This is a genomic window from Myroides sp. DF42-4-2 (assembly GCF_030326445.1).
Lineage (GTDB): Bacteria > Bacteroidota > Bacteroidia > Flavobacteriales > Flavobacteriaceae > Flavobacterium.
In genome coordinates, this window is the sequence record NZ_JACAKI010000010.1 from 38,735 (window position 1) to 54,675 (window position 15,941).

A 15,941-nucleotide genomic window follows, 5' to 3' on the forward strand; every position below is an offset into this window, starting at 1 on the left:
CTTATAACACACACAGCATACATACCCCAATTTGGGTGAAAAAAAGCAAAAAACCTGTTTGAACGTCAATTCAAACAGGTTTTTTTATTTAATCTAGAAAATCAAATCGAACAATACCGTCGTCGTCAATTTTCGTTAATTTAATCTCGCGAAGCGTATTGACTAAAGCTGGATCCCACGGTGTTTTTACTTTGACGTAATTCTCGGTAAAACCGTGAATGTATCCTTCCTTGTTTTCGCTCTCAAACAAAACGGTTTTCTCCTTTCCAATTTGAGACTCATAGAAGGCACGGCGTTTTTTTACGGATAAACCGCGAAGCATTTTGCTTCTTTTGTTGCGCACTTCCATCGGTACAACACCTTCCATAGCTATGGCTTCCGTATTGTCGCGCTCCGAATAGGTGAATACGTGAAGGTAAGAAATATCTAGGTTGCTCAGGAAATTGTAGGTGTCTAAAAATTTTTCGTCTGTTTCACCAGGGAAACCAACAATTACATCCACTCCAATACAGCAATCGGGCATTACTGTGCGAATTTTATCTACGCGTTCAACGTATAGTTCGCGCATGTATCGGCGCTTCATTTTCTTTAAAATGTCGTTGCTTCCCGATTGTAGGGGAATGTGAAAGTGAGGTACGAAGGTTCTACTTTGAGAAACAAATTCGATGGTTTCATTTTTTAATAGGTTAGGCTCAATCGAAGAGATGCGCAAACGCTCAATTCCCTCTACTTGATCTAATGCTTGTACAAGCTCTAAAAATGTGTGTTCGTGTTTCTTATTGCCAAACTCTCCTTTTCCGTAATCGCCAATATTTACTCCAGTTAGTACAATTTCTTTGATGTCTTGAGCCGAAATTTCAGCTGCATTTTTCAAGACATTCTCCATTGTATCACTTCGAGAAATACCACGAGCCAACGGAATAGTACAATACGTACATTTGTAATCGCAGCCATCTTGAACTTTTAAGAACGCTCGCGTGCGATCTCCAATAGAGTAGGACCCTACATAAAAATCTGCTTCTGAAATCTCACAAGAGTGTACTTGTCCCATTTCGTTTTTTGAAAGGTCATTGATATAATCGGTTAACTTGAATTTTTCCGTTGCCCCTAAAACCAAATCCACACCATCAACACTGGCTAGTTCAGCCGGTTTTAATTGTGCATAGCACCCCACAGCGGCAATAAAAGCCTTGTCGTTTTTCTTCTGTGCTTTTTTAACTATTTGTTTGAATTGTTTATCTGCATTTTCGGTTACAGAACACGTATTGATTACATAAATGTCTGCCACATCTTCAAATTCAACACGATCAAAACCTTCATCTACGAAACTTCTTGCTATTGTTGAGGTTTCAGAAAAGTTTAGCTTACAGCCTAAGGTGTAAAAAGCTACTTTTTTTCTATTTTCCATAATCATTCTTTACTATGAGTAGTAACTTTGAAGTATATTTACTCTTTGTTGTCACAAAGCGTGCAAATTTACGTACAAAATTCGGTTTGATGAAATCAATAATTTATTATATATCAATTCTTTGTATCTGCTTCACTGTTGCTTCTTGTCGAAATAAAACACAAGAAAAAGTAGAGGGAACAGTCTTTCGCTACAATGAAGATTCTAATATTCAAACACTTGATCCAGCTTTCGCACGCAGTATGGCTGTGATATGGCCCTGTAATCAGTTGTTTAATGGGTTGGTACAACTCGACGATCAATTAAACGTGGTAGGAGACATTGCTCAATCGTGGACTGCTTCTTCCGATGGATTGACCTATGATTTTATTTTGCGCAAAGGGGTGTACTTTCATCCACACCCTGCTTTTGGTGAGGCGCAAACACGCGCGGTAACTGCTGCTGATTTTGTGTATAGTTTAGACCGATTGACCGATGTGAAAACAGCATCTCCCGGTGGATGGATTATGCAAAAAGTTAAGCGCTATCAAGCCGTGAATGACACTGTATTTCGCTTGCAGTTAAAAGAATCCTTTCCCGCAATTCTCGGATTGTTATCCATGCGATATGCTTCCGTGGTTCCTCGAGAAGTCGTGGAAGACCCTCAACATGATTTTAGAACACATCCCATTGGAACAGGACCGTTTTATTTTAAATTTTGGGAGGAAAATGTCAAATTGGTCTTAAGGCGAAATCCCAATTATTTTGAAAGAGATGAGCAAGGGGTTCAACTACCTTATCTCGAGTCGGTAGCCATTACTTTTTTACCTGATAAACAAAGTGCTTTTTTACAGTTTATTCAGGGCAATTTGGATTTTATCTCGGGCTTAGACCCTTCGTATAAAGATGATCTGATTACCCTTGAAGGGAAGTTACAACCCAAATATCAAGAGGAGGTGCAGATGGAAACGGGACCTTACCTCAACACGGAATATTTGGGATTCAATATGGCAGATAAAAATAGCCCTACGAGTGATAAGCGCATTCGTCAGGCATTGAATAAGGGGTTTGATCGCGTTAAAATGTTACAACATTTGCGCAGTGGAATGGGAAGCGCTCAAGTCGGCGGATTTATACCCCGTGGTTTACCAGGGAATACCGTATCGGATGTATTGTACGACGTAGAACAAGCGAGACAGTTGGTACAAGCGTACAAAGAAGAACACAAGCTGTCCAAAGTCGTTATTCCGTTGTCTACTAATGCAGGATATTTGGATATAGCCGAGTATTTGCAAAGAGAATGGCAAAAAATTGGTCTTACCGTAGAAGTCGATGTCATGCCACCAGCTACCTTGAGACAAGGGATGGCTTCAGGTAAAATTGCGTTTTTTAGAGGGAGTTGGATTGCCGATTATCCCGATGCTGAAAATTATCTTTCTCTATTTTACAGCAAAAACAAAGCACCTAACGGACCTAATTATACCTTTTTTGACAACCCAACCTATGACGCGATGTACGAACGCGCCTTTGAGCTTACGGCACTTGATCAACGCATTGCGCTATATGAACAAATGGATCGCTTGATCGCAGAAGAGGTTCCTGCCTTGGTTTTGTTTTATGACCAAGCCGTGAGATTCAGTCGCCGAAATATTCATCAATTGGGCATTAATCCCATGAATAATTTATTTCTGAAGAAGGTAAAGAAAGAGGAAATAAAATAAGTTGATTTTTGTATAAAATTCGTTAGTGATATGTTATATTTGAAACAATAGAAAAGCGATTAGCTAATCTACACACCAACATACAACCTTACAAACGAATTTAGATTATGAATGAGTTAGTCGTTCTAATTGTTGATGACGAGACGAAGGTTGCCGAAGTATTGAAACACCGATTACAAAACAGCATACAGCTCCAACATAAATTGGTTTTTTACACGGCAAAATCGGTCGCAGAAGCAGTAAAAATGATTGAACAATATACACCCGATCTCGTTTTCTTGGACATTCAGATGCCCAAAGAAAACGGATTAGCTTTGTTTGACTATTTCGAAAAACCACTTTCCTTTGAAGTTGTTATTACAACTGCGTATAGTCAATACGCATTAGAGGTATTGAATCAACACCCTTGTTTATACTATTTATTGAAGCCTATTGCCGTGGATAATTTGCAATTGGCATATGACAAATACCTAGAGAAAGAGGGAGAGCAATTGTTTATCAAACTCATCAAGAGCAACCAAAAGCGCGATGTTGTTTCCGTGGATGATATTATCTACTGTAAAGCAGATGACAACTATTGTGAAGTATATTTAAAAGATCAAAAATACCTAGTTTCTAAAACATTAGGAGCAGTTTCAGCCAAGTTACAACACCCTCATTTTTATCGGGTAGGGCGATCTTATGTCGTCAATATGAAACACATTAAACACATTGAAACGGGGAGTAATCGCATTGTTTTCAAACACGAAATTGTCATCAACGATTGTGAAGTCAAGCACGATATTGTTGTTTCTGCTGCTAAAATGAAAGAATTTAGAGCCTTTGAGTTATGATACGGTGGATGATGCTCCTGCTATTTGGGTTATCGCTTCCCTTACTTTATGGGCAGACCACGGTCACAACACGTTATACAACAGCAGATGGGCTGATTGCCAATGATGTTCGTGTTTTGCTCATGGACAGTAAAGGGATGCTCTGGATTGGATCACGAGCGGGCTTGAGCGTGAAAAAACAGGGGCGTATAGTAGTAGATGATGAAGCGCTCAAACATCGGTTTACCAATATAACCTCAATCGTTGAAGATGGAGATCAAGGAATTTGGGCGGGAAGTTATGGACAAGGGATTTTGTATAGAGGCAAAACAAAAACACAATTGTTCAACGCCGCAACGGGATTAGACGAAGATCGCATCAATTGTTTAGCTGTGTTTGACACAAAGTTGTATATCGGTACTTCGGAGGGAATTTCCATTATCGATATTCCTACACTTAAAATAGAGACCTTTTCTAAGCAGCATTCACTTGCTACCCCGAGTGCCGTATCGAGTTTTTACCAAAAGGATCACGCTATTTATGCAACCACTATCAATCACGGGGTGTTTAAAGTTGAAGCCGGACAATTGCATTCCATCGGAGATAAAAAAGAAGTTGTCGCTTCCTTTTTTGATCCCAAACGGCAAGAGTTATTGCTGGGATTGAAGTTCGCTCTTGAAATACAATCTCAGGGATCTCATGGCACTTCACTAAATAACAATGTAAAAGGGACTCGTTTTTTTCAAGCAATAGGGAATAAAGTTTTTTGGGTTAGTGCGGATATTCTCAATGAGGGCGGTGGTATTTATGCGTGGGATGGACATCACATAGAAAAACTCAATCAAACGTACGGCATAGAAAATACGGATCTATACAGCTTAGCCTATGACAGTAAACGAAATTTTTTATACGTAGGGACTAAAGAACATGGATTATATCAAGTGGATTTAGGTTCGCCTTTGCGTTTTGATCCGCGATTCGGTCTTATTGATGCCCTAGTGGTACACGGGGAGTATATTCATGTTTTTGGAGCGAAAGGCTGGTGTGTTGTCCATCAAAATAAAATCGTTCAAACTAAAGGAAAAGAGGCTTTTAAGTCGTTTCAATTGGCGAATAATAAACCGTTTATTGGTGTGACTACTCGTGAAAATAACTTTTTCGAAATAGAACACCGCATTCTCGCCAATCAGATTAAGTTTTACAAAGCCGTTGTCCATGCAGATGCCCTATGGGTAAGCACTAATATTGGTTTTTTCCAACTAACCTTAGATGGACAGCTAAAGCAATATGCTGGCATTCACACCTATCAATTTGATTTTTTCCACAATCAACTCGTTGAAACTGATCCCTATGGAGGAGTTAGAGTGTATGATGATTTAACCACTTTCGACTACCAATACTTCGATCGATCGGATGGAGCTTTTGTTCCACGCGATATCGTTGATATGAAAGAGGTAGAGGGAAAGCTGTACCTAGCAGGCGCTTTGGATGGTTTGTATGTCTATGAAAACAACCAGTTTCGCTCACTCTATCAAGAGGGAGTATTTGTAGAAAATAGATTAAAACACCTAAAAAAAGGTGATGGTGCGCAATTGTATGTGGCTACAGATTTTGGCGATGTATATTGCTTGGACCTCAGTGATTCACAACCTAAAGTAAAATTTAAAATCGAACAAGAGTCTATCCTAGGACACGGAATTACGTTCTTGGAGTACGTTGATCATCAGTTGTATATTGGAACAAATGTGGGGGTCACCGTATTAGATAACAAAGGAACATTTCTGTTTAATAAAGAACAAGGTCTGGATAATTACGCAATAAAAAGCAGTGGTATTATAGGACCGAACTTAGTTTTAGGTACAAAGAAAGGATTATACACCTTAGATCGGCGTCACTTTAATTCCCAACCGATACAGTATAATTTGGTTATTTCTTCAGTAAAAGTTAATGAAACCCTTTTGGAACTTAAGCAAGGACAACTCTTAACCGAAAAAAAACTGGTTTTGCCCAATTATCAAAATTCTATTTTTGTTGATTTTGTTTTACTAGGAGCAAAATATCCCGATAAATTAAAGTTTCAATATCGAGTAAAACCTACGGAACAATGGATTAATTTAGAGCAACCTTCCTTGACCTTACACTATTTGAATGCGGGAAAATACCCGATTGAAATTAGAATTTACGACTATAATAATGGAAGCGAACAAATCGAATTGTTGCTAGATGTTACGATAAAACCTCCCTTTTACTACAGCTGGTGGTTTTTTAGCGTGGTGGGATTGGTGGTGATAGGGATTGTGATGCTGATCTTCAGGCGACTCAAACGACAGCAGGAGATAAAGGATAAACAGTTGCGTTTTGAAAAGAAAGTAGCAGAATTAAAAGTACTCTCCGTGCGCAGTCAGTTGAATACCCATTTTATTTTTAATGTATTGAGTTCGTTTCAGTACTTTATTATTGCACATAAAGAAGAGGAAGCCCTGTACTATCTGGAGCGATTTGCGTCTTTAATACGCAAAACACTCAATCTCTCTATGGTTGAACAAGTGAGTGTTAAGGATGAGATCGACTATATTGAGGGGTATTTTGAATTGGAAAATATGCGTTTAGACGAGCGTGTGCAGTTGGAAATCACTGTAGAGAAGCATTTGAATTTGCATCAGATTACGATTCCACCCCTGTTGTTACAGCCTTTTGTAGAAAATAGCTTGGTACACGCTTTTCCTGAAAGTATTGAACACCCAAAATTGCACATTAATATTTACCAAAAGCAAGCGGATGTTATCCTAGAGGTAATCGACAATGGAATCGGAAATCAACAAGACTTACAACAACGAGCAACTCACGAATCAAAAGGGTTGTATTTGGTGAAAGAACGCATGAAAATGATTCAGGCGTATTTAGATGAGCACTTGACTATTCAATCTACTGAGACGGGGACCCGCGTTCGCTTAGTTTTGAAGGATGCGATTCAGGTAAAGAATTAACTCGTCAATTATTTGTTAATAAAACTCGAGAAAGCAAGAAAGGATCGTATTATTGCTAAAATGGCTAGTAAGCTGCTGTTATTCAGTAGCGCGCTATAGATTTTATTTTAAAACTCATGAAGGGAAGATTGTTTTTTGTAGCCATTTTTGTGGCGTATTTTTTAGCTAATTTGTATTTAGGATTTCGCGTTTATCCATTAGTGGAGCATAAGATTTGGAGTATTCAGGTCATCTATGGTGTGGCGGTGGCTTTTCTGATTGTCTCGCCAATTTTGTTTTTTGCGTTGAGAAAACGCATTAGCGTACCAGAGGCCGCTATTTTATATAAAGTGGGAACGGGCTGGCTAATGTTGATCATCTATTCGTTTCTTCTTGCCCTAGTTTCAGAACTTGTCATAGCTATTTGGGGCAATCATTTCGTGACTTTTAGTGGGGGACTGCTCGTTTTACCTCAATTACAAGCGTGGATTATTGTGCTAGGTACAGCACTTATAGCAGGTATTGGCAATGTCAATTACTACCGTAAGAAAGTTGTTACTTTGCATTTAGAGACCGTTAAACCGTTGGCTGAGCCTATTAAAATGGTTGTATTAAGTGATTTACACTTAGGTCATGCAATTAGCAGACGTGAATTGAAGCGCTGGGTTGCCTTTATTAACGAACAAGATGCTGACGTTGTGTTATTTGCAGGGGATATCATTGACAATAGTCTGTTGCCTTTGACGTATTATAAGTTGGATGAGTTATTGCGGGAAATTAAAAGTAAACACGGCGTTTACGCCTGTTTGGGTAATCACGAGTATTTGGCGAATGTCGAAATGAGTCTTGCTTTTTTGCGCAAAGCCAATATTACTGTTTTGCGCGATGAGGTGGTGAATATAGGTCCTCTACAGCTTATCGGAAGAGATGATAAATCCAATCCTCACCGCAAAGCGCTGTGCGATCTGGTTCAACCCCAACCCAATGTAATACAGATTGTCTTGGATCACCAACCCTATGACTTAGCACAAGCGGCAGAACAACACCTTGATTTTCAGTTTTCAGGACACACCCATCGCGGGCAAGTTTGGCCTTTTTCGTGGATTACAGACTATTTGTTTGAACAATCTCACGGCTATGTAAAGAAGGGAACAACCCAGTTTTACGTTAGTTCAGGCCTTGGGATTTGGGGTGGAAGATACCGCATTGGTACTCAATCTGAATATGTGGTAGCCACAATAAATGCCAACTGCAATGATAAGAAAGAGGAAGCTTAAAATAGACGCCCTTTTTTAATGGAGAATAAAAGGTTATTTTTGTCAAAATTTTGTTGAAGTGAATTATTTATCAGTAGAAAATATATCGAAATCTTTTGGGGCACATACTTTGTTTGAAAATGTGTCATTTGGTATTAATAAAGATCAAAAGATTGCTTTTGTTGCAAAAAATGGATCAGGGAAGACGACCATTTTGCGAATATTAACCGGTGCCGATGATCCCGATCAAGGACAAGTGGTCATGCGCAAGGGAATTCGCATGGAGTTTTTATCTCAAGAACCCAATCTTCAAGATGAATTGACCATTGAAGAAAGTATTTTCGCCTCGGATAACGAAGTTTTGACGGTTATTGAAGCTTATGAAAAGGCATTGGAAAACCCTGAAGATCAAGAGGCGTATCAAAAAGCCTTTGAGCAAATGGAGATTCACAACGCTTGGGATTTCGAAACTCAATACAAACAAATTCTTTCCAAACTGAAACTCGACGATTTAAAGTTGAAAGTGAAAACGCTATCAGGTGGACAGCGAAAACGCTTGGCTTTGGCAATTATCTTAATCAATAAACCCGATTTGTTGATCCTCGATGAGCCAACCAACCACTTGGACTTAGAAATGATCGAATGGTTGGAAAACTATTTTGCAAAAGAGAATATTACATTGTTTATGGTGACCCACGACCGCTTTTTCTTGGAAAATGTGTGTAATGAGATCATTGAGTTAGACAATGGAATTATCTATCAATATAAAGGCAATTATTCGTACTACTTAGAAAAAAAGGAAGAGCGAATAGCCGCAGAAAATGCCAGCATTGACAAAGCACAGAATTTATTTGTCAAAGAGTTGTCGTGGATGCGAAGACAACCCAAAGCGCGTACGACGAAATCCAAATCGCGTATTGACGACTTTTACGTCATCAAAGAAAAAGCCCATAGCAGAAGAAAAGAGCACCAAGTAGAGTTGGAAATCAATATGGAGCGCATGGGAAGTAAGGTGGTCGAATTGCACAAGTTGAACAAATCGTTTAACGGCAAGGTGATTCTAAAGGATTTTAGCTATATGTTTAATAGGGGAGAACGCATTGGAATCATTGGAAAAAATGGTTCGGGAAAATCGACCTTTTTAAATATCTTAACCCAATCGATCAAACCTGATACAGGAAAAGTCGTGATTGGTGAGACCATTAAGATTGGTTACTATACCCAAGGCGGAATCAACGTTAAACCTGAACAAAAGGTAATTGATGTAATTAAGGAGTTTGGTGAGTATATTCCCTTAGCCAAAGGACGTTCTATTTCGGCAGGACAGCTTTTGGAACGCTTCTTATTCGATCGCAAGAAACAACATGACTTTGTGGAGAAATTAAGTGGAGGAGAGTTAAAGCGCTTGTATTTGTGTACCGTTTTGATTCAAAACCCCAATTTCTTGATTCTCGATGAACCAACCAACGATTTGGATATCGTAACGTTAAACGTTTTAGAGAGCTTTTTGTTAGATTATCCTGGCTGTTTAGTTGTGGTTTCTCACGACCGTTATTTTATGGATAAGATTGTCGACCACTTATTTGTGTTTAGAGGTGATGGAGAAATTGAAGATTTCCCTGGAAACTATTCCGATTTTAGAGCCTATGAGGACAGTATAGAACCCGTGAAGGAAGAAGGTCCGAAAGAAAAAGTCAACTGGAAGGAAAATCAAGTGAAAAATGGCCTGACGTTTCAAGAGCAAAAAGAATTGCAAAAAACAGAACGGGAGATGGCAAAGTTAGAAGAGCAGAAACAACAAATTGAAAAGGAATTTGCCGATGGAAAAGTGAGTGATGATCAAATTGAAACCAAGGCAAAAGAACTTCAAAAGATAATAAAAGAACTCGAAGAAAAAGAAGAAAAGTGGTTTGAATTATCAGCCAAAATGGAGGAGTAATTTTCGAGGTAAAAAAAGACAAAAAGAGGACTGAAAAAAGCGTTTTAGTTCTCTTTTTTATTTTTTGAAACTGATTTAAGCTATAAAATATAGTAAAATTTTAAGATTTTTACAAGGGTTTAAATGTTAAAGTTTTTTCTTGTATCTCTTTGTTAATCAGTGTTTGTGTGTAAACGTAAGGTTAAGGGAATGTAATTTAACGATTAAAAAATAGGCAGATTTAAAAAAGGAGGTAACTTTGCGGAGTGAAATTTCAAGTGGTGACAGGGCTTGAGAAATTAATTTTAATGAGGAAAAAATGTTCTTTTTTTATTGGCTTATTACTGCTATTAGGTGGAGTTTTTTCGGGTTTTAAAAAGTACGAAGTTATACTTTTAGAACAGTATAAAATACTTCCCGATGAAGCGCTGTCTTACCATCTTCCAGAAGAGAAAATGACGAAGGAAGTAAAGACAGATGAATTAGCCGTAATACCATTTACAGGGAAAACCTACATTGGTTTTAAACAAGCATTAGGTGCTAGAGAATCTAATGGATTGTATCGAATTGTCAACTCGTATGGTTACATCGGAAAATACCAATTCGGAAGGTTAGCTCTAAGATCAATAGGGATTTTTGATTCTGAAGAGTTTTTGAATGATCCGCAATTACAGGAAAAAGCATTTGATGCCCTGATTGCAAAAAACAAGTGGATTCTTAGAAATGAGATTAAAACGTACGAAGGACGAAGAATCGACGGGATCAGAATCACAGAGTCAGGTATACTGGCTGCGGCACACTTAGGTGGAGCAGGATCTGTGAGAAAATATTTGAAAAGTAATGGAGCTAATTCATTTAGCGATGGATATGGGACATCAATCAAATCCTACTTGAAAAAGTTTAGTGGATATGATGTTTCGGAGATTGATCCAGAGAAGAATGCGTTAGTAATGCTGTAAAAAGTAAAAGCTGTCTGTTGATACAGGCAGCTTTTTTTTTATTTGGTCAACTAAAATTAATTCCTACCTTTACACCGTAAAAATAACAGAAATGAATTTTAAACATACAAACAATTGGTGGTGGAGCAACTTACGTCAAGACGTCGTGAGCTGTCCTGCTATTGGTATGTATGAAGAAAAAATATAAGGAAACGTATATATTATTCCTACACCTCTAAGGGCTTGTCATCACGACAAGCCCTTTTTTTGTGCCCAAAAATTAAAAACAAACCTATTTATTAAATCAGAATCAAGATGAAGTATCAAGTAAATCAAGCAGGATTTTATGGCGATTTTGGAGGTGCTTTTATACCTCCAGCTTTAGAGCCAATTGTCAGTGAATTGCAAGCCGTGTATTTAGAAATAATGAACGAGCCAACCTTTCAAGCTGAGTATCAAAAGCTATTAGCCGATTATGTAGGGCGACCAACGCCTTTGTACTATGCCGCGCGTTTATCGGCTCTGTACAACACAAAAGTGTATCTAAAGCGAGAAGATTTATGCCATACCGGAGCGCATAAGATCAACAATACCATTGGTCAAGTATTACTGGCGAAGCGCTTAGGTAAAAAGAAAATTATTGCCGAAACTGGTGCTGGACAACACGGTGTGGCGACAGCAACAGTATGTGCCTTAGCTGGTTTAGAATGTGTGGTGTTTATGGGAGCTACAGATATTGAACGTCAGGCACCCAATGTAGCGCGTATGAAAATGTTAGGCGCTGAGGTTCGCCCAGCTAAAACAGGTACACAAACGTTAAAAGAAGCAGTAGATGAGGCTTTGCTCTACTGGATTGAAAATCCAACGGATACCTATTATCTAATCGGATCTGTAGTCGGACCTCATCCATACCCTGATATGGTTGGACGTTTTCAATCGGTGATCTCCAAAGAAATTCAACAGCAGTTACTAGAGAAAGAAGGGGTGGATAAACCTAACTATGTCGTGGCTAGTGTAGGGGGTGGAAGTAATGCTACAGGTGCGTTCTACTCCTTTTTGGAAGACCCAACTGTGCAGTTGATCGTTGCAGAAGGTGGCGGTATGGGAGTTAATACCTCACAAACGGCAGCTACCTCGTTTTTAGGCAAGCCAGGGATTCTTCACGGTAGTAATACCTTGTTCATGCAAGATGAAGCAGGACAACCGCTAGAAGCCTATTCTATTTCAGCTGGATTGGATTATCCCGGTTTTGGACCGTTGTTCGCCTTGATGAAACAACAAGGGCGCGCTGAATTCTTTGCCATCAAAGATGAAGAAGCCATGGAAGCCGGATTGGAACTGTGTAAATTGGAGGGAATCATCCCCGCCATCGAAAGTTCACACGCCCTAGCCGCGCTCAAACACAAAACATTTTTGCCCACAGATATCGTAGTGGTTAACCTTTCCGGTAGAGGAGATAAGGATTTACAAAACTACACCAACTACTTTCAGTTGTAGTTTTTCAGAAAAAAGCCCAGCAACACTGCTGGGCTTTTAACATTTAATCCCAGGACTAAGACGATGAAGTGCAACAAGATAATCGAATGTCCTAAGGAAACTCAAACCAATCTGATATTAAATTTCCAATTGGTTCTTTATCAAGGAATAATAAAAGCGATGGTTTTGTATTAGTTCTTTATGCGTGCCTGTTTCCACCACTTTGCCTTTGGATAAAACAATGATTTGATCTGCGTGTTTAACTGTACTTAAACGATGGGCAATGATAATCACAGTTCTGTCCTTGAAAAAAGTTACTAAGTTGTCGTGTATTATTTTTTCATTTTCTGCATCCAAGGCAGAGGTTGCTTCATCGAGTATGAGAATTTTTGGGTTTTTGTACATGGCCCTAGCAATGAGAATGCGTTGGAATTGTCCCTTGCTTAGTCCAATGCCATTCTCGCCGATTCGCGTTTGCTCTTTTTGAGGTAAATTCGCAATAAATTCGCTGCAATTGGATAAGTGGGTTACCTTTTTAAAATGAGTGGGATCAAAAGGAGCTCCTAAGGTGATGTTCTCTTGTACCGTATCCGAAAAGATATAGCCATCTTGAAAGACAACACTTATGAGATCACGCCAAACATCTGATTCTATTTGATTGATGTCTTGCCCTTTAAATGTAATCGTTCCACTTTGGATATGACAGTATTTCAACAGCAATTTAATCACTGTAGTTTTTCCACTTCCACTCGTTCCTACAATGGCACTTACTTTATTGAGGGGAAAAGAAAGGTTTAAATCTTCAAATAAATTGAAGGAATTCCCACCGAAATACGAATATTTCACTTGGTTAAATCGAATGGCATTATTCACGCGATACAAGTTGTGTTTGTTTTTTTCTTTGTGTATAGCATATAATTGACTCTCATCCTTTTGGCGATACACATCAGAAAGCCGATCCAAGCTAATGGAGGCGTCTTGGTAGGAATAGAGGTAGGCAATGAAATTCTCTATGGGAAGTGTCAATTGTCCTATAATAAAGGAAATACTCAATAAGGCTCCTAAGGATAAATGATGGTGAATGACTAAGTAAGAAACATAGGCTATGATGGAAATATTTTTAAGTTGAGATACGTATTTGACGCCAATACTCTGTTTGAGTTCAAGTAAAATCGTCGATTTGTTCAACTTGAATAAATCCAGCTCAATTTCTTTCCACTGTTTTGTTTTATAGTCCGTTGCATTGTTTATCTTAAGGTCGGAAATCCCATTTATTATTTCGTATAGGATGTTCTTGTTTTTGGTTTCGATTTCAAAGCGTCTGTAGTTGATATGTCTTCGACTGTTTTGAAAGGAATATACCCAAAGGACAGATAGGGCAGAGCTGAGAATAAAGAACAAAAATACCATAAGCGAATAGTGTATCAAAAGGATAGAATAGATTCCAAATAGCAAGAGGGAAACCAAAAATTGAAGCGAATGGTTGGAAAAAAACTCCTCAATTCGCTTGTGATCATCGATTCTCAATAGAATATCGGTGGTTAGCTTACTCTCAAAATACATCAGGGGCATCCGAATTAATTTTTTTAAAAAATCGGTGATAAGGCTAATGTTTAATTTTGTGTTTACATGGAGAAACAGCCAACCTTGAATGAATTCGATAGCAGTAGTACTAGTGTATAGGACAAATTGGGCAAGTAAGAGATAGAGAACAACCTGCATATTTTTCATGTGAATTCCTTCATCAACTAAGCGTTCATTGATAAAAGGATAAAAAACGCTAATTCCGGTGATGATTAACAGCAAGAGTAAAAGACCTATGAATGTAGTTTTAAAAGGTTTCAAATAGTTCAAAAAGAACAGGCGCTTATTAAAATCGTCATTGGCTTTTATCTCCTGAATAGTAAAGGTTTCATTGGGGATTAATAATAGGGCAATTCCTTTTTTTTCATCGTCTCTTTTCCAATATTCAAAAAAATCAGCTTGTTTTATCTTTAGCTTGGAAAACCCAGGATCGGCAATGAGGGCTCTACCTTGTTTGTCAAGGCCTAAAAAAACGACATAATGGTTGTCCTTCCAATGGAGAATACAAGGTTTAGGTGCTTTATCAACAAGTTGTCCCATCGTTATTTTAACAGCAACAGCCGTAAAGCCAATATAAGTAGCCGCATCGATTAACTCGGAAAAACTTACGCCACTTTTATTGATGTGACACCAGGTTCTTAACTGGTGAATATTTACTTTTTTGCCGTAGTAGTTCGCTATCATACTTAGGCAAGTAGGTCCACAATCCGCGGATTCAAGTTGTCTTATAAACTTGAATTTTTTATACAATAAGTTGATATTTTCCATCGGCTCGTCTTTTCATATCATGGGTGATAAGGTAGTTGTATCTCAATTCACTGTCTTGAATATCTATAATTTGATCAGGAGTAACATACCAGAATTCTTGAAACTCATCGCTGTTCACTACTTGTTTTAGCGGTTGTTTGGATAGGGATCCAAACACCTTTTTGTTCTTAATACAGTTTTTTATTTGACCTTTAGCGGTAATAGCTACTTTTTTGTTGTAATAGGGGTTGTGGTTTTGACATTCGTGATAGAAGGCTATGTTGTTGATTAAGACTGTAGAGGCTATGGTTGCTTTGGTAATATCTTCAAGACTTTCAGGTATAAAATATACGGTGTGTTTTTCTCTATATACGGTGTGTTTGGCTTCACTAGAGTAAAAGACGATCCTATTGACAATTGGAAATTGATCTAGGGCATTTATTATTTTAGAGCAGTAGGATGGAGCACAGCTTGGCAACATGATTTGAAGGCTACAACAAACGGATTGGGAGCAATATTCAAGTACGTCGACAAGTTCGTTGAGGTTGTTTTCTCTGCAAACGGTTAAGCGGAGTTCTATAAATTTAGTGAGCAAATCATCGAGTTGTACAAAGAGAGATTTTAAATTGTAATGTGTAAAGCTGTATTCTACTATGGCATTGTTTATAATTTCAGGGCTACTCCAAGAGTTTTCTAAGTCAGGAAAATGACTTGCCGCTAGTTCACTTTGAAAGGCAAATTTTTCTTGTAGTAAAAAAGTGACATAGGAAAGGAAAATAGTTTCTTCTGCTTTAAAATATTCTTTTACTGCGAGATAAGGCTGACTTTGGAGCAAGGTTATAACGGTTATCATGGCCTGGGGAATATACTTGATCTTTCCCTTTTGTAAATCACACAGAATATTTTTATCCTTGCCTTTGACGATTTTGCAGTAGGCAAATAAGACGATATAGTTAGATTGAATCAGGGTCATACAGTAAAAAATTAGAAAGGGGTTTATGGGAATTACAAACAATATAATTCGAGCTAAAATGCTTACTACTCTTCGTATACCAACTTTGGGTTCGCAACTCGTGCACGTCTTTGGTGTTTTCGCATTCCATAATTCGGTAGGTCAACGGGAGAAAACACAATTC

General features: G+C 38.3%; 10 protein-coding genes. 7 read left to right on the plus strand and 3 right to left on the minus strand.

The window, feature by feature from the left end:
* Positions 1 to 88: 88 nt before the first annotated feature.
* Positions 89 to 1,408, minus strand: a complete 1,320-nt coding sequence (gene mtaB / locus HX062_RS09035) for a tRNA (N(6)-L-threonylcarbamoyladenosine(37)-C(2))-methylthiotransferase MtaB (RefSeq protein ID WP_286467164.1) — start codon at positions 1,406 to 1,408, stop codon at positions 89 to 91.
* An 89-nt stretch (positions 1,409 to 1,497) separates the two neighbouring features.
* Between mtaB and HX062_RS09040 the strand changes: the two genes are divergently transcribed.
* From HX062_RS09040 to trpB, 7 genes are all read left to right on the plus strand, one after another.
* Positions 1,498 to 3,108 carry an ABC transporter substrate-binding protein gene (locus HX062_RS09040; RefSeq protein ID WP_286467165.1) on the plus strand — a complete coding sequence of 537 codons (1,611 nt, stop codon included), beginning with the start codon at positions 1,498 to 1,500 and terminating at the stop codon, positions 3,106 to 3,108.
* Between the two features lie 107 nt (positions 3,109 to 3,215).
* Positions 3,216 to 3,941: a LytR/AlgR family response regulator transcription factor gene (locus tag HX062_RS09045; RefSeq protein ID WP_182628229.1), complete on the plus strand. Its 726-nt coding sequence runs from the start codon at positions 3,216 to 3,218 to the stop codon at positions 3,939 to 3,941.
* On the plus strand, positions 3,938 to 6,907 hold the full coding sequence (locus HX062_RS09050) for a sensor histidine kinase (RefSeq protein ID WP_286467167.1): 2,970 nt from the start codon (positions 3,938 to 3,940) through the stop codon (positions 6,905 to 6,907). Before HX062_RS09045 ends, HX062_RS09050 begins: the two co-directional genes overlap by 4 nt.
* Positions 6,908 to 7,023: 116 nt before the next feature.
* Positions 7,024 to 8,163 carry a metallophosphoesterase gene (locus HX062_RS09055; protein WP_286467169.1) on the plus strand — a complete coding sequence of 380 codons (1,140 nt, stop codon included), beginning with the start codon at positions 7,024 to 7,026 and terminating at the stop codon, positions 8,161 to 8,163.
* Between the two features lie 58 nt (positions 8,164 to 8,221).
* The gene (locus HX062_RS09060; RefSeq protein ID WP_182628232.1) at positions 8,222 to 10,081 is read left to right on the plus strand and encodes an ABC-F family ATP-binding cassette domain-containing protein; all 1,860 of its coding nucleotides are present in this window, start codon (positions 8,222 to 8,224) and stop codon (positions 10,079 to 10,081) included.
* Between the two features lie 287 nt (positions 10,082 to 10,368).
* On the plus strand, positions 10,369 to 11,019 hold the full coding sequence (locus HX062_RS09065; protein WP_182628233.1) for a peptidoglycan-binding protein LysM: 651 nt from the start codon (positions 10,369 to 10,371) through the stop codon (positions 11,017 to 11,019).
* Positions 11,020 to 11,313: 294 nt separating this feature from the next.
* Complete coding sequence (trpB, locus tag HX062_RS09070) at positions 11,314 to 12,495, plus strand: tryptophan synthase subunit beta (RefSeq protein WP_286467170.1); 1,182 nt, start codon at positions 11,314 to 11,316, stop codon at positions 12,493 to 12,495.
* Positions 12,496 to 12,612: 117 nt separating this feature from the next.
* Here trpB and HX062_RS09075 read toward each other — a convergent pair whose 3' ends face one another.
* Both HX062_RS09075 and HX062_RS09080 read right to left on the minus strand, forming a co-directional pair.
* Positions 12,613 to 14,826, minus strand: a complete 2,214-nt coding sequence (locus tag HX062_RS09075) for a peptidase domain-containing ABC transporter (protein WP_286467171.1) — start codon at positions 14,824 to 14,826, stop codon at positions 12,613 to 12,615.
* The gene (locus HX062_RS09080; RefSeq protein ID WP_286467172.1) at positions 14,801 to 15,778 is read right to left on the minus strand and encodes an SPASM domain-containing protein; all 978 of its coding nucleotides are present in this window, start codon (positions 15,776 to 15,778) and stop codon (positions 14,801 to 14,803) included. The genes HX062_RS09075 and HX062_RS09080 overlap by 26 nt, the downstream gene beginning before the upstream one ends.
* Positions 15,779 to 15,941: the final 163 nt, after the last annotated feature.